Annotated in this window: 10 protein-coding genes, 1 tRNA gene and 7 pseudogenes; 9 read left to right on the forward strand and 9 right to left on the reverse strand. The window is 45.8% G+C overall.

All coding sequences use genetic code 11. The features are described from left to right. The first annotated feature begins 108 nt into the window (after positions 1 to 108). From AC0L66_RS03120 to AC0L66_RS03130, 3 genes and pseudogenes are all read left to right on the forward strand, one after another. Positions 109 to 1,157, forward strand: a pseudogene (locus AC0L66_RS03120) (glycoside hydrolase family 88/105 protein). A gap of 339 nt (positions 1,158 to 1,496) precedes the next feature. After that, positions 1,497 to 2,646, forward strand: a pseudogene (locus tag AC0L66_RS03125) (S-(hydroxymethyl)glutathione dehydrogenase/class III alcohol dehydrogenase). Between the two features lie 192 nt (positions 2,647 to 2,838). Then, positions 2,839 to 3,171 carry a DMT family transporter gene (locus AC0L66_RS03130; RefSeq protein WP_265676292.1) on the forward strand — a complete coding sequence of 111 codons (333 nt, stop codon included), beginning with the start codon at positions 2,839 to 2,841 and terminating at the stop codon, positions 3,169 to 3,171. A 353-nt stretch (positions 3,172 to 3,524) separates the two neighbouring features. Here AC0L66_RS03130 and AC0L66_RS03135 read toward each other — a convergent pair whose 3' ends face one another. The 7 genes and pseudogenes from AC0L66_RS03135 to rpsU all read right to left on the reverse strand — a co-directional run bounded on the left by AC0L66_RS03135 (position 3,525) and on the right by rpsU (position 9,138). Then, a complete protein-coding gene (locus AC0L66_RS03135) occupies positions 3,525 to 3,854 on the reverse strand; it encodes a hypothetical protein (RefSeq protein WP_473568363.1) in 330 nt (109 codons plus the stop codon). Then, on the reverse strand, positions 3,793 to 4,092 hold the full coding sequence (locus AC0L66_RS03140; RefSeq protein ID WP_473568365.1) for a hypothetical protein: 300 nt from the start codon (positions 4,090 to 4,092) through the stop codon (positions 3,793 to 3,795). The genes AC0L66_RS03135 and AC0L66_RS03140 overlap by 62 nt, the downstream gene beginning before the upstream one ends. 321 nt (positions 4,093 to 4,413) lie before the next feature. Continuing rightward, positions 4,414 to 4,489 (reverse strand) — tRNA-Ile (locus AC0L66_RS03145). 142 nt (positions 4,490 to 4,631) lie between these two features. Continuing rightward, positions 4,632 to 6,480 (reverse strand): annotated as a pseudogene (gene rpoD / locus AC0L66_RS03150) (RNA polymerase sigma factor RpoD). 83 nt (positions 6,481 to 6,563) lie between these two features. Continuing rightward, positions 6,564 to 8,335: pseudogene (gene dnaG / locus AC0L66_RS03155) on the reverse strand (DNA primase). 116 nt (positions 8,336 to 8,451) lie between these two features. Next, complete coding sequence (locus AC0L66_RS03160) at positions 8,452 to 8,895, reverse strand: GatB/YqeY domain-containing protein (RefSeq protein ID WP_265676290.1); 444 nt, start codon at positions 8,893 to 8,895, stop codon at positions 8,452 to 8,454. 27 nt (positions 8,896 to 8,922) lie between these two features. Further along, positions 8,923 to 9,138, reverse strand: a complete 216-nt coding sequence (rpsU, locus tag AC0L66_RS03165; protein ID WP_001145625.1) for a 30S ribosomal protein S21 — start codon at positions 9,136 to 9,138, stop codon at positions 8,923 to 8,925. 232 nt (positions 9,139 to 9,370) lie between these two features. Here rpsU and tsaD point away from each other — a divergent pair. Continuing rightward, a pseudogene (gene tsaD, locus AC0L66_RS03170) lies at positions 9,371 to 10,387 on the forward strand (tRNA (adenosine(37)-N6)-threonylcarbamoyltransferase complex transferase subunit TsaD). Positions 10,388 to 10,568: 181 nt separating this feature from the next. After that, positions 10,569 to 11,382: pseudogene (locus AC0L66_RS03175) on the forward strand (alpha/beta fold hydrolase). Positions 11,383 to 11,412: 30 nt separating this feature from the next. Here AC0L66_RS03175 and plsY read toward each other — a convergent pair. Further along, positions 11,413 to 12,009, reverse strand: a complete 597-nt coding sequence (gene plsY, locus AC0L66_RS03180) for a glycerol-3-phosphate 1-O-acyltransferase PlsY (RefSeq protein ID WP_265676288.1) — start codon at positions 12,007 to 12,009, stop codon at positions 11,413 to 11,415. 105 nt (positions 12,010 to 12,114) lie between these two features. Between plsY and folB the strand changes: the two genes are divergently transcribed. Genes folB through AC0L66_RS03195 form a run of 3 tightly spaced genes read left to right on the forward strand, consistent with a single transcriptional unit; the run spans position 12,115 to position 13,773 of the window. Then, a complete protein-coding gene (gene folB, locus AC0L66_RS03185; protein ID WP_265676296.1) occupies positions 12,115 to 12,474 on the forward strand; it encodes a dihydroneopterin aldolase in 360 nt (119 codons plus the stop codon). After that, positions 12,471 to 12,953, forward strand: coding sequence for a 2-amino-4-hydroxy-6-hydroxymethyldihydropteridine diphosphokinase (gene folK / locus AC0L66_RS03190; RefSeq protein ID WP_473568367.1), 483 nt, complete (start codon positions 12,471 to 12,473; stop codon positions 12,951 to 12,953). The genes folB and folK overlap by 4 nt, the downstream gene beginning before the upstream one ends. A gap of 16 nt (positions 12,954 to 12,969) precedes the next feature. After that, the gene (locus AC0L66_RS03195) at positions 12,970 to 13,773 is read left to right on the forward strand and encodes an undecaprenyl-diphosphate phosphatase (protein ID WP_265676286.1); all 804 of its coding nucleotides are present in this window, start codon (positions 12,970 to 12,972) and stop codon (positions 13,771 to 13,773) included. Positions 13,774 to 13,875: 102 nt separating this feature from the next. Here the strand turns inward: AC0L66_RS03195 and AC0L66_RS03200 are convergent. Beyond that, positions 13,876 to 15,097: pseudogene (locus AC0L66_RS03200) on the reverse strand (multifunctional CCA addition/repair protein). Positions 15,098 to 15,183: 86 nt separating this feature from the next. Between AC0L66_RS03200 and AC0L66_RS03205 the strand changes: the two are divergent. After that, positions 15,184 to 16,869 carry an ExeA family protein gene (locus tag AC0L66_RS03205; protein ID WP_265676283.1) on the forward strand — a complete coding sequence of 562 codons (1,686 nt, stop codon included), beginning with the start codon at positions 15,184 to 15,186 and terminating at the stop codon, positions 16,867 to 16,869. The last annotated feature ends 1 nt before the right edge of the window (position 16,870 follow it).

The following is a 16,870-nucleotide window of genomic DNA, read 5'->3' on the forward strand; positions in this document are numbered from 1 at the left end:
AGTCAGGTTTAGTCGTGCCATTTTGTCACTTTTCAATATCGACTCAGTATTAACATTATTAATTTGAATATTAGCAATGGTTTTATTGTTAAGAGGTAAGGCTACCTGATGAACAGTAATAAAATTTTAGAACAAATGAAACGTGTCTATTGTTGGCAACGTGATAATCGAACTCGCTACGTTGTTCGCAGTACGGGTAAGAAACGTTTTCTTAAAGCGACCGACTGGGAACGTGGTGTATTTTGGCTATCCGTGGCAGATGCGTGGAAAGCGACACAAGATGATGATTATCTTAACGGCTTACTCGATTTTACCTTGAACACCGTAGCTTCCGTCCTGGCCCTCTTCCACGCTTTGCCGATGATCATGTTTGTTTACAAGCGTATCTACCGCTTTACCCATTGATTGATGTTGCCGAAGCGCAAGAGTACGGTAAGGGCGCGCTTGAGCTCATGATTAATGAGCCTAAAGCTGGTCGCGAAGATTGGTGGTGGTGTGATTCGCTATTTATGGCACCTCCGGTATTTGCTGGGTTCTCAGCGCTTACTGGCGATAGTAAGTACATCGACTATATGGACACAGCGTGGTGGGATGCCGTCGAGAACCTCTTTGATTCTGAAACGGCGTTGTATTACCGCGATAAGCGCTATATTCCAAATGCTGATGGCACTGAAATGCGAGAAGCGAATGGTGAAAAAGTATTTTGGAGTCGCGGAATTAGTTGGGTATTGGCCGCCATTCCTCGAATCCTTGCGTTTATGCCGCAAGATTACCCAACACGTTCTCGTTACGTGACGATGTTTACTGACCTTGCTGCTGAAGTGATTAAATACCAGCAACAAGATGGCTTCTGGCGCACGAGCTTGCTTGATCCTGACAGTTTCCCTGCACCCGAAAGCAGTGCCACATCGTTATTCTGTCATGGCTTGGCGTGGGGAATTAACGCCTTACGTCACCTTGATCGCGATACTTATTTACCTGTCGTAGAAAAAGCATGGGCGGCACTGGAAACATGCATCCATGACAATGGCATGATTGGCTGGGTGCAATTGCCTGCTTATAACCCTCGTGACGTTGAATTTGAGCACAATATTGATTATGGGGCTGGTGCGTTTTTACTTGCGGCCAGTGCGATGCTTTCCCTTAGCGACGCTTAGATTTGCCGCTCACACGGCAGGATCCTCTGTTGTGAGTAGCAGAAAAACAATGGCTTTCTTCGGAAGGCCATTTTTGTTTCAGGTTATCGCCCAACCCCGCCTATAAGGTATTTCCACTTAGCCCTAGTTTTCGATGCGATGAGGTTAGGATGTGTAGATTATTACCTATATGTAATAATCAATTTCAAAACGGTGGGATTATCAAATATCTGTAACCACCTATACTAACCCCAACAACGAAGCAGCGAGAGAAGCTTTCCTCCTCGAGGTTATTCGAAACGAAATAAATCTAATGTCGGCAATGACACTTTGTCGACAAAGCTAACAAAGGAAACTCCAATGACGCTTGAAATTAAACCAGGTCAAACTCACATTAAATCAAAAGCTATGGTTGCTTGGGCGGCGGGCGAACCGCTAAAAATGGAAGAGGTTGATGTACAGCTTCCTAAAGCTTATGAGGTACTTGTTCGCATCGTGGCAACGGGTGTATGCCATACTGACGCGTTTACGCTTTCTGGCGACGATCCAGAAGGGATCTTCCCATCAATTTTAGGTCACGAAGGTGGCGGTATTGTTGAAATGATCGGTGAAGGTGTGACTAGCGTTTCCGTTGGCGACCATGTTATTCCTCTATATACCGCTGAATGTGGCGAATGCAAGTTCTGTACTTCTGGCAAAACAAACTTATGCCAAGCGGTGCGTGAAACGCAAGGTCAAGGCCTAATGCCAGACGGCACAAGCCGCTTCTCTATTAATGGCGAAACAATCTTCCATTACATGGGTTGTTCTACATTCTCTGAATACACAGTACTTCCAGAAATTTCATTAGCGAAAGTCGCTAAAGAAGCACCTCTTGAAGAAGTCTGTCTACTTGGCTGTGGTGTCACAACGGGTATGGGTGCTGTGCTAAACACGGCTAAAGTACAGCAAGGCGATACGGTTGCGGTATTTGGTCTTGGTGGTATCGGCCTTTCTGCCATTATCGGTGCACGTATGGCGGGGGCAAAAACAATCATCGGTGTAGACATTAATGAAAGCAAGTTTGAGCTAGCGAAACAGCTTGGCGCGACTGACTGCATTAACCCAATGAAGTTTGATAAGCCAATCCAAGAAGTGATTGTTGACATGACGGATGGCGGTGTTGACTACTCGTTCGAGTGTATTGGTAACGTTAACGTGATGCGTCAAGCGCTTGAATGCTGTCACAAAGGGTGGGGCGAGTCTGTCATCATCGGTGTGGCTGGCGCGGGTCAAGAGATCTCCACGCGTCCATTCCAACTGGTTACTCGATCGTGTATGGCGTGGTTCTGCTTTCGGTGGCGTGAAAGGCCGCTCAGAGCTACCTGAAATCGTTAACCGCTACATGGCAGGTGAGTTTGGTCTTCAAGAGTTCATCACTCATACCATGGGTCTACAAGATGTAAACGAAGCGTTTGAATTGATGCACAAAGGTGAGTCAATCCGTACCGTTCTACATATGGATAAATAGTCGTCGAAACTGACTTCAATGAGCCTTTCTTAGGCTCATTATTTGAAAGCCCGAGATCTCAACGTTTATCTCGGGCTTTTTTATGTAAGGCTCAAAGCTTTTGAACCTTGAATACCATCGACTGAATATTGCTGCTCGCTTGAAGACGGCTTGATTCACCCCACTGTGTTGTAAATAAATAGGAATAGTTTGATGAGTTGGTTATTTATAGCGTTAGCTGTTTTGGCGGAAGCTATGTCACATGTGGCCTTAAAGGCTACCGATGGTTTTAGTTTGTCAAACCCCCTGCCAGCGACACTGGTTATTGTCGGTCATCTAGCGGCATTTGCATTTTTAAGCCAAGCGATGAAAGGGATGCCTGTAGGTATTGTTCATTCGCTGTGGGCCGGGTTAGCGATTGTTGCTGTGAGCCTTATCTCAACAGTCGTTTATCGTCAGCATCTTGATCCTATGGTCTGGGCGGGAATTTTGTTTGTGGTGGTTGGAGTGGCGATGATCAACTTCTCTCAAGGGCATGTTCATTAAAGACCAGCTTCATGCGCGTGTAGCACTCAATAGAGTATTAAAACGTAAATGAAGGGCGTACTACTGTTGTGAAGATTGGGGAAATAGATGGCCGAATGTGACTTAAGAGATAGAGCTGCATGCTCTTTGATAGTCGCGGTAACTGGTTACCTGAGTCTCTTAGTTCGCAACTACTCAAAGGTAATTTACATGCAGTCAGACTCATTATCTGATTCAGCAGAAACGAAAAAGGCTTGAGAAACGAATCGCTTCTCAAGCCTTTAAATTTGGTGGCCCCTCGCAGACTTGAACTGCGGACTGATTGACTATGAGTGAGTCCCAAAAGCGTCTGTCGAGGCGGGCGCTACAAAACTTTAGAAGTAGGCTTTGATGCCTAAGCCCATAAAGTTTACTTCGCTATAGCCTTCGTAATTTGCTTCAACTGAAAAATAGTCATTGAACTTGTATCCTGCGGCTGCAATGGCGCCGATACGAGTATCACTATCGCGATAGCTAATGGTATTACCTGTCATATCTCCGGTAAACTCAGATTTGAATTCAGCGTGAGTGACAACAGGAGCGATGCTTAGGTAAAAACCATTGTCAAAAGCATATTTAGCGTTGACTGCGAGGCCAATCGAACTATTTAGACCTGGTTTTATTAGATGCGGGTTCCATGCTGCCATCAATATAGATGAGTGCACCTGGATTGTTTGCTTCCCCGATGCCAAAGCCGATACGAGCTTCAGGAGCGATAGACCAGTTGCTTTCTTCAAGCTGAAATTCGTAGCCAAGGTTGATACTAGCGACATCAATCTCGCTATTTCCATTTTTAAGTGGCTTTACGTCTCCTTGTTTGAGATCTAAGCCTGCATAGAAACCATCAGCTATCGCTGAAGAGGATAGTGCAGTTACGATTGCCAGTGTGATAGTTCTTTTCATTTCTAGTACCCTTTAGCTATCCACATTTTGAGTGAGGGGTGCGGATAGATGTTCTGATTATTAAATTTCTGGGCATTCTAAAGACTTAGAAGAAAATGATAAGTTTATATTTTGCATGGACTGGAAGCTCGAATTGATGTGAGAAATCATATTCTTAGTGAAAATCTATTTGGCGATATGAATGTAGGGTGTTTTATGAAATTGGATGGAGCACTAGAGCACGTACGATTGATGGTTTAGAAAGGCAGCTAGCTAAGTAGTTCAGATAAACGTGGAAAAATAAAAAAGGCTCATGGATTTCTCCATGAGCCTTCTAAAATTTGGTGGCCCCTCGCAGACTTGAACTGCGGACCAATCGATTATGAGTCGACTGCTCTAACCACTGAGCTAAGGGGCCTTATAGGGCAATGATTATAGGGGATGGCAGGTGAGCTGTCTAGACGTAACTAGGGCTAATTGCGCTTGCTTTTTAATCACTTAAACCGATAGAAACAAAAAAGGTGAGCTAGTGCTCACCTTTTGTTTGATTTTTACCTGACTTACTCGTCTAGGAAGCTACGCAGAGTTTCTGAGCGGCTAGGGTGACGCAGTTTACGCAATGCTTTTGCTTCGATTTGACGAATACGCTCACGCGTTACATCGAACTGTTTGCCCACTTCTTCAAGCGTGTGGTCAGTGTTCATATCGATACCAAAACGCATACGCAGTACTTTTGCTTCACGAGGCGTTAGACCAAGCTAGAACGTCTTTTGTTGCGACTCGTAGGCTCGTCATTGTTGCAGAGTCTAGAGGCAGTTCTAGTGTGGTATCCTCGATAAAGTCACCTAGATGCGAATCTTCGTCGTCACCAATTGGTGTCTCCATTGAGATTGGCTCTTTAGCAATTTTAAGTACCTTGCGGATTTTATCTTCAGGCATTTGCATGCGTTCAGCCAACTCTTCAGGAAGAGGCTCACGGCCCATTTCTTGAAGCATTTGACGAGAGATACGATTCAGTTTGTTGATCGTTTCGATCATGTGAACTGGAATACGGATCGTACGCGCTTGGTCGGCGATTGAACGAGTGATTGCTTGACGAATCCACCATGTTGCGTATGTCGAGAACTTGTAACCACGACGGTATTCAAATTTATCAACGGCTTTCATCAAACCGATGTTACCTTCTTGGATAAGATCCAAGAATTGAAGACCACGGTTGGTGTACTTCTTAGCAATCGAAATTACTAGACGTAAGTTCGCTTCAACCATCTCTTTTTTCGCACGACGAGCTTTCGCTTCACCGATAGACATGCGACGGCTGATGTCTTTGATGTTTTGTACTGAAAGTGACGTTTCTTCTTCGATGATATCCAGCTTTTGGATAGAACGACGAATGTCATTTTCGTAACGTCTGATCTTTTCTGCGTATGGCTTATCAGAAGCGAGAACTTCATCTAACCATGCTTCGTTCGATTCATTACCTGTGAATAGCGTAATGAAAGATTTCTTAGGCATTTTGCCGTATTCAACCGCTTGACGCATGATCAAACGTTCTTGAGTACGTACACGATCCATTGACGTGCGCAGTTCGTTCACTAGGTGATCAAACTGTTTTGGCGTTAGACGGAACTCTCTAAAGACTTCTTGTACCAAGCCGTGCGACTTAGCCACTTGCGGGCTATCGTAACCATGCTCATTGATGACAAGCTGAAGGTCTTGGTAAGTATTGCGCAGCGCTGTGAACTTCTCTAGAGCAAGCTCTGGGTCAATACCTACATCTTCTTCTTCGTCGTCTTCATCAGAGTCGTCTTCACCTTCTTTGTCTTCATCTTCAAGATCAGATTCTGCTAGTTCTGAACCGATATGAGTCGCCGTAGGAGCGGTGGTGCCATCGTCATCTGGATCAACGAAGCCAGAGATTACGTCAGTAAGACGTAGCTCTTCTGCTTGAACTTTATCAAACTGCTCAAGAATGTAAGGAATCGTACCAGGGTACTCAGCAACAGAGGCTTGTACTTGGTTGATACCGTCTTCGATACGCTTAGCAATATCGATTTCGCCTTCGCGAGTCAATAGCTCAACGGTACCCATTTCACGCATGTACATACGGACTGGGTCAGTCGTGCGGCCAATTTCACTTTCTACGCTTGAAAGTGCAGCTGCAGCCGCTTCGGCTGCGTCTTCATCGGTGATAGACTGTTCATCACTCAGAGCAAGGTCATCGGCATCTGGGGCAGTTTCTACTACCTTGATACCCATGTCATTAATCATCTGAATAATATCTTCTACCTGCTCAGAATCGACAATCTCTTCAGGTAGGTGGTCATTTACTTCTGCGTAGGTCAGATAGCCTTGTTCCTTGCCCTTGATGACAAGCAGTTTTAGCTGTGACTGCGGATTTTGCTCCATAGACGATATCCAACTTAGATCTAGTGAAGGGTTTAGTATGCGAAATGCAAACCATTAATAGTAACAAATTTATTTGTTGCTGACTAAATAAATAGGGTTACGCTTTTTAAATCTAGCATCAAGGCTAGCAGCTCCCGTTTTTCATCGACTGATAAGCCGACGCTTCTTTCTTTAGCCTGCAGGTTTTCGATTTGTTGTTCTACGCATTGGGCGAGTATTCTGTCCAATGAGTCAATAAATACATCTTCTTGGTTGTCATCGTCGACCTGGAGATCCCAACTCGCGAGACGAGACAGAAGCGCCTCATTTTTTGTATTACGCCAATGCTCAAGCAGTTGACCTGTAGTCATATGGGGGTGTGTTTGACATTTATCAACCACTTCACCCAATAAATTTAATCCAGGAAGTGATAAATCTCTCACTGTGGATAGATCCGGTACCATTTCAGCATAGCTCGGATTTTGCAAAAGTAGAGCGATAACATCACGCATAGGGGTGCGTTTTATCGCTTTCTGCGGTTGTGGTCGCGTTTCTACAGACGTTTTTCGTGCTCGCCTTAATTGATTATCAAAGCCCGTACGCTCATCTAAACGTTTTTCCAATAGCTCTTGGAAGTAGACGTCTGGGATCTTATTAATTAGTTCACTCGAGAGCGCTCTTAATGCAGACTTACCTTCATTGGATCCTAGATTGAGTTTATTTAATTCAATGAGGTTATCGAATAAGTAAGAGGACAGGGGCGTCGCATTCGCAATTTGTTCTTCAAGCGCCGCTTTACCGTATTTACGAACGTAGCTATCCGGATCTTCACCATCGGGCAAGAACAGGAATTTTAATGTATTGCCTGATTTTAGATGAGGTAAAGCATTTTCAAGGGCACGCCAAGCGGCATCACGGCCTGCCCGGTCACCATCGTAACAACACACAACGGTATTGGTTTGGCGAAATAAAACTTGCAGGTGATCACCAGTGGTGGAGGTGCCAAGTGAGGCGACAGAGTAATCTACATCGTATTGCGCAAGGGCGACCACGTCCATATAGCCTTCAACGACGAGGATCTGAGGTGGCTCTCGATACGCTTGCAGCACTTCGTAAAGGCCGTAAAGTTCTTTGCCTTTATGGAAAATGGGTGTTTCAGGGGAGTTGAGGTATTTCGGTGTATCGTTGCCGAGAACACGTCCCCCAAAGCCGATAACACGTCCACGTTTGTCCCTGATAGGAAACATAATACGACCACGGAAGCGATCGTAGCGGTTGCCTTTGTCGTTCTCTATTAACATACCACCCGAGACAAGCATGTCTTGAGTGGCTTTTTGTTGGCCAAAGTTTTTACGTACGTTATCCCACTCATCGGGAACATAACCAATACCAAACTTTTGAACGATTTCACCAGAAAGCCCACGTCCTTTTAAATAGTCGATGGCAATTTTATTTGCCGAGACTTTTAATTGATCTTTGTAGTACTGCCCAATGGCGGTCATAAGATCATATAAGGATCGTTTTTGTTCACTGTTTGCAGTGGGCCCTTTGGTGAAAGCGCTGTTGCCGTTTCTTTGTTCTCTTGGTACTTCCAGCCCGATAGATGAAGCAAGATCTTCAATGGCTTCAACAAACTCAAGACGGTCATATTCCATAAGGAAATCAATGGCATTACCATGTACGCCACAGCCAAAGCAGTGGTAGAACTGCTTCTCTTGGCTCACGCTAAAGAGGGGGTTTTTTCGTTATGGAAGGGACAGCATGCGCCGTAGTTCTTGCCTTGTTTTTTCAGTTTTACACGCGCGTCAACAATATCGACAATATCCAGTCGAGCTAATAGATCGTCAATAAAGTGGCGAGGAATAATTCCGGACATAAAACCTTTTACAAGAAACGTTTACAAGAAAGATATCACCCTTTTATTAGGGTTGAGATACAAACAAGCCGTGCACTCCAGAGGATAGCACGGCTTGCTGTAATTTGGTTGGGTGACTAAGCCAGTTTAGCGCGAACTAAACCACTTACTTTCCCCATGTCTGCTCGGCCTTGAATTTGCGGCTTCAGCACGCCCATTACTTTGCCCATGTCTTGCATGCCAGCTGCATCTGATTCGGCAATAGCGCTAACAATAAGTGCTGTTACTTCATCTTCCGTCAGTGGTTGAGGCATAAAGTCCTCAAGAACGGTAATTTCGGCTTTCTCTGCATCCGCTAGATCTTGACGATTCGCAGCTTCAAACTGAGAGACAGAATCGCGACGTTGTTTAACCATTTTTGTCAGGATAGCAAGGATGTCGTCGTCGTTCAGAGTAATCCGTTCGTCGACTTCACGTTGCTTAATAGCTGACAAGGCTAAACGAATAGTGCCAAGGCGAGCTTTGTCCTTGGCTTTCATCGCAATTTTTTGCTCTTCTTTGAGTTGTTCAATAAGAGCCATAACTAAATTCCTACTGGGACCTAGTTATTAGTACAGGCGAACGCGACGTGCGTTTTCGCGAGCTAGCTTCTTAGCGTGACGCTTTTGAGCAGCTGCTTTAGCGCGTTTGCGTACTGTAGTAGGTTTTTCATAGTGCTCACGACGACGCACTTCAGAAAGGATACCTGCTTTTTCGCAAGAGCGCTTGAAACGACGTAGTGCAACGTCGAACGGTTCGTTTTCACGTACTTTAACTACTGGCATATGCCTTTCACCTCAGGGTTTAACTGTTCATTAATGCTGGTGCTTTTGTTGTTAGGGCTAAGGATTCCCTTAGTTCTAAGCGGTAAACCAGCTAAATCAAAAATGGTGCGGAATTTTAATCCGATCAGATAGGCTTTGTAAAGCACTTTTCCGCCTATGTCTTGTACAAAATTTGTTTGAGACGCGATGACGAGGTAATATTGCGCCAATTTCGAAATAAGTCGAGAACATTATGCGCATTCTAGGTATTGAAACCTCTTGTGATGAAACTGGTATTGCCATCTATGATGATGAAAAAGGTTTACTCTCACACCAACTTTATAGCCAAGTGAAATTGCACGCTGATTACGGAGGTGTCGTACCTGAATTGGCGTCTCGTGATCACGTTAAAAAAACGATCCCGTTGATCAAAGCGGCATTAGCCGAAGCCAATTTAACGCCAAAGGATCTTGATGGTGTTGCTTATACTTCCGGTCCAGGGTTGGTCGGCGCGTTGTTGGTTGGCACGACAATTGGCCGTAGTATGGCTTACGCTTGGGGGGTTCCTGCGGTGCCAGTGCATCATATGGAAGGGCACTGACTGGCACCGATGCTAGAAGATAACCCACCGCAATTCCCTTTTATTGCTTTGTTAGTCTCTGGCGGTCATACCATGATCGTTGAAGTCAATGGTATTGGTGACTACAAGATCTTGGGTGAGTCGATTGATGATGCCGCCGGGGAAGCCTTTGATAAAACCGCGAAGCTGATGGGGTTGGATTACCCGGGCGGACCTTTATTGTCTAAGCTTGCGGACAAAGGGACAAAAGGGCGCTTTAAGTTCCCACGACCGATGACAGACAGGCCGGGTTTGGATATGAGCTTTTCCGGTCTTAAAACGTTTGCGGCGAATACGATTAGGGCGAACGATGATGATGAGCAGACTCGCGCTGATATTGCCTACGCGTTTCAGGAAGCCGTGTGCGATACATTGGCGATAAAATGTAAGCGTGCACTAAAGCAAACAGGCATGAAACGTATCGTGATTGCGGGTGGCGTGAGTGCCAATACCTTTTTGCGCCAAGAGCTTGAAGCGCTAGCAAAAAAAGTCGGTGGTGAAGTTTATTACCCACGTACTGAGTTTTGTACCGATAATGGTGCGATGATTGCTTATGCGGGGATGCAACGTCTAAAAAATGGCGATGTTGCTGATATGGCGGTTGAAGCCACACCGCGCTGGCCCATTGATCAGCTAACGCCGATCAAGTGAGCAGTCACTAATCGAGCGAAGCATAAGGTGGCTGATAACCATTGTGCGACGTTAAGAAATAAGGTCACGTAAGTGGCCTTTTTTATGACAGTTTTAAACAAAAAGCCTAAGGTCTGTGACGAAGCAAACGTGTTACATTAGTGAAAACGACATTAGCGAAAAACATAGGGAATAAAGAAACATGAAGCAGTTTTCTATTGATGGCCATACGATGGCTTATCAAGATATAGGCTCCGGACCTGTTGTCATTTTCGGGCATAGTTATTTATGGGATAGCAAAATGTGGGCCCCTCAAATTGAAGTGCTGAGTCAACATTATCGCTGTATTGTGCCTGATTTATGGTCTCATGGAGAATCAGAGTCAGCGCCCGCCTCTATGCGTAATCTAACAAACTATGCCGAACATATTTTGGCTCTAATGGATGAGTTAGAGGTAGAATCCTTCTCTATTGTCGGTTTGTCCGTCGGCGGTATGTGGGGCGCAGAGCTGACAGCTCTTGCACCATCTCGTGTAAAAAGTTTGGTCATGATGGATACGTTTGTTGGGTTAGAACCTGAAGTTATGCATACCAAATACTTTGCGATGCTCGATACCATTACGCAAGTTAGAGCGGTGCCAGAGCCAATATTAGAAGCGGTTGTACCCATGTTTTTTGCGCAAGATGCTAAAAATACAACACCTAAATTGGTTGATGAGTTCGCGACTCAATTGTCGAAGGTGCAAGGCGAGCAGGCTGTTGAGATCGCTCGTATCGGGCGGATGGTCTTTGGGCGACGCGATCTATGTGATGAAATTGAAAAGTTTGCTCTGCCTACCCTTATCGCGGTAGGAGCAGAAGATAAGCCAAAGTACGGTACTCGAGTCTTATTTGATGCAGGATTTGGTTTCAGGCAGTGAACTCATGGTGATCCCAGCCGCAGGACATATTAGTAACCTAGAGCAACCAGAATTGGTGACCAACAAACTTGTTGAGTTTTTAGCTCAGCACGCCTAATTCAGTAAGATAGGCATGACGAGGCACCGTTTACGGTGCCTTTTTTTGTCCTACTTTTGGCTCGGTTCCATCAAACAGGCGTCGAATATTTTGATGGTGGCGCAAAATGATTAAGCAGCTCAGCATTGCTACTGGAAAAGTAAAGACGGGTCTGACCATCCAGGTATAAACCGGGGCAAGCATGACCGTTGTAATGGCGGCGAGCGAGGAATAGCGAAAGATCAATGCGACCAATAGCCAAGTACCTGTAATAAGCCCGGTTAAATCCCAGCCAATAGGCGCAATCGCCCCCAATGCCGTCGCCACGCCTTTCCCCCCCTTGAAGTGGAAAAATAATGGGTACATATGCCCCAAGCAAGCGGCAATCGCAATGACGCCTAGAATGACAGGGTCGATATTAAAGTAGTAACCACTCCAGACAGGGATCGTGCCTTTGAGCATATCGCAGAGTAACACCGCCACGGCGGCACCTTTGCCTCCCAACCTTAGTACATTGGTTGCACCAGGGTTTTGCGAGCCGACAGTTCTAGGGTCAGGTAGGCGTAGTAGACGGCAGATCAGCACTGCACTCGACACTGAGCCGAGCAAATAAGCGATGATGATCATAGCGAGCGCTAACGGTGTCATTGCATACCTTTTCTCAAGAAATTATCAATGGGGACTGATATCATATCGGCAATAGTACGTTTTTTCCCAGCAAATGGGTATCCGACCTCTAATAAAGGACAAATCATGGCATTGGACAAAGTATTTATCGAGCAACTTGAAGTCATTACCACTATCGGAGTGTATGACTGGGAGCAAGAAATCAAACAGAAGTTGGTTCTAGATATTGAAATGGCACACGATAATGCGCCAGCCGGGAAAAGTGACAATGTTGAAGATGCGCTTGATTACTCGCAAGTCTGCACTGCAGTCCTTGAGCATATTGAAACGGGGCGTTTTCTGTTGGTTGAGCGTGTGGCTGAAGAAGTGGCTACTCTTATTCAAACGCAATTCTCTGTGCCTTGGGTTAAGATTCGTTTAACTAAGCCTGGTGCGGTCGCACAGGCCAAAGGCGTAGGCGTGGTGATTGAACGAGGCGAGGCATGATCACCGCCTTTATTGGTATTGGTTCGAATGTGCAACGTGAGAAACACATTCGCGCCGCGTGCCATGAATTATCGCTGATCACCAAGAACCTGCACTACTCGCCAGTATACGCTTGTGAATCTTTTGGTTTCTCTGGCAACGATTTTTTCAATATGGTGGTTCGTCTGGATACCACATTAACGTTGACGGAACTCAGCGCTGCACTAAGAGAGATCGAGGTGAAGTGGGGACGTGATGTGGATGCCGCCAAGTTTCAAGATCGCACTATTGATCTTGATATCTTGTTGTTTGGAAATGAAATCACACAAAAGAAACCATTTGTACCGCGTGAAGATATTTTTAAATATTCATTTGTCACACAGCCTCTGTATGATCTAGACCCGAACTTGGTGATCCCGAATGATGGTCGCACTGTCGGTCAGATCTTAGAGACAATGTCAGATCCGGTAGCACTTAGAAAAATCGATTTTCAATTTTAGTTGGTAGTAAATAGTAATGAGTTATTTTGAAGCCTTTATTTTGGCCCTTATTCAAGGGTTAACGGAATTCTTACCTATCTCCAGTTCTGCGCATTTGATCTTACCTTCCGCCATTCTTGGCTGGGAAGACCAAGGGCTCGCTTTTGATGTTGCGGTGCATGTGGGTACGTTAGCCGCCGTGGTTATCTATTTTAGAAAAGAAGTGGTGACTTTATTTCGGGCGTTGTTTGCTTCGATCTTTAAGGGCGAACGCAGTAAGGAATCAAAGTTGGCATGGATGATTGTCTTAGCGACGATCCCAGCTTGTATCTTTGGCTTACTGATGAAAGATCTCATCGAATTGTATCTACGTAGTGCCTACGTGATTGCCACCACCACGATTATCTTTGGTTTGTTATTATGGTGGGTAGACAAGCATGCCAAACAAAATGCGGATGAGTACCAAGCGGGCTGGAAAAAAGCCTTGTTTATTGGTCTTGCTCAAGCGATGGCGATCATTCCGGGTACGTCACGCTCAGGAGCGACAATTACAGCGGCTTTATATTTAGGTTTTACTCGCGAAGCGGCGGCTCGATTCTCGTTTTTAATGTCGATCCCTATTATTACCTTAGCGGGCGCTTACTTAGGTTTGAAATTGGTGACAGGCTCTGAACCGATACATGCGGGCTACTTGTTAACGGGCATCGTGGTCTCGTTTATCAGTGCTTATATCTGCATTCACTATTTCTTGAAGCTCATTTCTCGCATGGGAATGATGCCGTTTGTCATCTATCGATTACTGTTAGGTGTGGGACTGTTTGCATTTTTGCTGATGAGTTAATCAGGCATGATATTGCTGGCACCTAGTCATTAGGTTGCCAGCGTTCATGGCGACTCAAGATCGACGATTTGGTCGGTATAGATGATGTTTATTCTTAGCTTCTTAGCTTCTTAGCGCTTCAGCAATGGCGCTTGTTTTGCGCTTCTCTAGCTCTTCTCTAATTGCTTGGCCTTTAAAGCCATCAGCAATGATTGTTTGTACATTCACGTTAATGGCGGCGTGATAGGCTTGCTTTACTCTTTCTGCTTGTCGGTAAGGCTGGTTTTCAAGACCTTTTCTCCCTCTATGGTCAGCTTCACAACACAATAAAACTTGCGCAAGTTTTGCTAGGTTTTCGCCATACATCCAGTTGCGAAAATATTTTCACAAAAGTCGCGGGTTTAAGCTCATGCGCACGGTGGATATTAGAGTGCTGAGCACACACGGCGAGAGCAAGGTCTCGGTATTCATTTGGCACTCGAACGCGTTGGCACAGCTGTTTAATCAGCTTTTGTCCAGTGTGGCAGTGCAGTTTATGGCTTGGCCATTCGTCGCGAGGTGTGACGCCCTTGCCTAAATCGTGAACTTGAGCTGCAAAACGAATGGTCGTCTCCGTACTCAATTTACTCGCTTGTTGAGCCACTAATAACGTGTGGATGCCAGTATCTATTTCCGGATGCCATTTTTCTGGTTGTGGGACGCCAAATAGAGCATCAATCTCAGGTAATACAACCTTGAGTGCGCCACACTGTCGCAGGATATCAAGAAAAACCTCTGGGTGCGGCGCGGATAGTGACTTGTGCCACTCTTGCCAAACCCGCTCTGGCGTTAGGTGTGCGAGTTCACCATCATCGACAATGCGCTGCATCAAAGACAAGGTTTCTGGCGCGACGGTAAAACCTAAGTGTGCTAACTTCGCTGCAAAGCGAGCGACGCGTAGTACTCGTAACGGATCGTCGACAAATGCAGGTGAAACATGGCGCAATACACGCTGTTCAAGGTCTAGGCGCCCTTGGTAAGGATCGATGATATCGCCCTGTTGGTTTTGTGCCATGGCATTAATGGTGAGATCACGACGTTGCAGGTCTTCCTCTAATGTCACATCGGGGGAAGAAAAGCACTCAAAACCCGTGTAGCCATGCCCGGATTTTCGCTCTGTACGAGCAAGCGCATGCTCTTGTTTGTTCTTTGGGTGTAGGAAGACAGGAAAGTCTTTACCAACGGCTTGAAAACCCGCATTAAGCATTTGTTCTGGTGTGGCGCCGACCACAACCCAATCTTTATCATAGACATCAAGCTTGAGTAATTGATCGCGCACTGCACCACCGACAAGATAGACTTGCAAATTGGCTCCCCTTTTTCATACTTTGCCGTTGGCATTCATTGAGCTCAATGGTACTTTGCTTTTTGTCATAATGTAAGGACGAGAGAATGTATAAGGATTTTTTTGGTTTTCATGAGGTACCGTTTTCGATAGTGCCTAGCTCTCGTTATCTGTTTCTCAGTCAACGACACCGTGAAGCCATGCAACACCTCCAGGCCGGATTAGGCCAAGGTGGAGGGTTTGCTATGTTGACGGGGGAAGTTGGAACTGGAAAAACCACCGTTGCTAAAGCCATGCTGGCAGCGCTTGACGACAAAACGGCGTCAGGTCTTATCCTCAATCCCACTTTTTCGAGCCAAGATTTACTAGAAGCGATCTGTGATGAGTTTGCGATTGTTTATCCAGAAAGTGCCTCTTTAAAGCAGCTGAGTCAGGCTATTTATCGTTACCTGCAACAAAACGAAGAGCAAGGGATCAACACCTTAGTCGTCATTGATGAAGCTCAGCACTTATCTGCAGACGTTCTTGAGCAGTTAAGGCTTTTAACTAATTTAGAGACGGATGACCGTAAATTGCTAAAGGTACTACTTATCGGGCAGCCAGAGCTGCAAGATAAGCTGCGTACCACGCAATTACGTCAACTCGCTCAGCGCATTACCGGGCGCTATCACCTGCTACCGCTGACAGAAGGGGAAACTCGTCAATATATTGAGTTTCGTTTGTCGATGGCTGGTGGAGAAGCGAGTCTATTTTCAAAAGGCGCAGCATCGGTGATTAACCGTGCCAGTCAGGGGATCCCAAGACTGATTAACCTCATTGGTGATAAGTCATTGCAGTACGCTTATCATTCAGGTCAAAAGGAGGTTTCAAAATCGTTGGCACAAAAAGCCAGTGAAGATATTTTGTCTTTTCAAGCGCCAGGTTTTGCAAATGCTGCCAGTGATCATTCCTCACAAAAGATCGCATTCCGATGGCGGCCTATCGCCAGTTACGTCGCCTTAGCGACGATCGGCGTTGCGCTTGCATCGTTGATGTACTTTAAAGGAGCGGATGTGATGACGGCGCTGCAGGCGAGTCAATCATCCACAAGCCTTGAAAATGATAATCGTCACGCACAGCTAGAGAGTTCTGCGGTGCAAGAGCAGATAGCATCAGCCCCTGTTGCAGAGCCACAACCGTATTCAGAAGCGCTGCTTCAGTCGGTGTTTTTGAGGCAGGATAAGGTCGCCGCGATACAAGAGCTTTATAACGTGTGGGGCTATCAAGCGAGCGTGCTTGACGGTATGTGCGAGAGCGAAAGTAACAGTTTGTTTATTTGTCAAAAGCGCTTAGGGACATTGCAGCAGGTCGCGTCGACGAACCTACCGGTAGTGATGCCAATGTATTTTGATGGCAAGGAGAGTTTTGTTGTGTTGTATAAGCTTTCCCAGACCCATGCAGAGCTACTTAATGGAGCCGAGCGTTTTCAAATCCCTATCGCCACCCTTGAGAGTTTATGGACCGGGGAGTTCTACTTTATTTGGCAACGCGCGCTAACCAGCACGCTACGGTTAAATCAGCAAGGGGAAGCGGTGCGACTATTGGATGAAAAGCTTTCTCAGGTGCTCGGCAGTCGCCCTTCGGGGAGTGATGTGTTTGACCAGCAATTACAGCGTAAAGTGGAAGTGTTTCAACGTTGGCAGAAGATGGACGTTGATGGGATCGCCGGACGTAATACCTTACAGAAACTGGAACTATTAACTCAGGTCGATGCGCCTTCTTTAAGCGGGAAGCTTGTCGGGGAGGAAAGCTAGT

The organism is Vibrio sp. GJ43-1 (assembly GCF_055808835.1).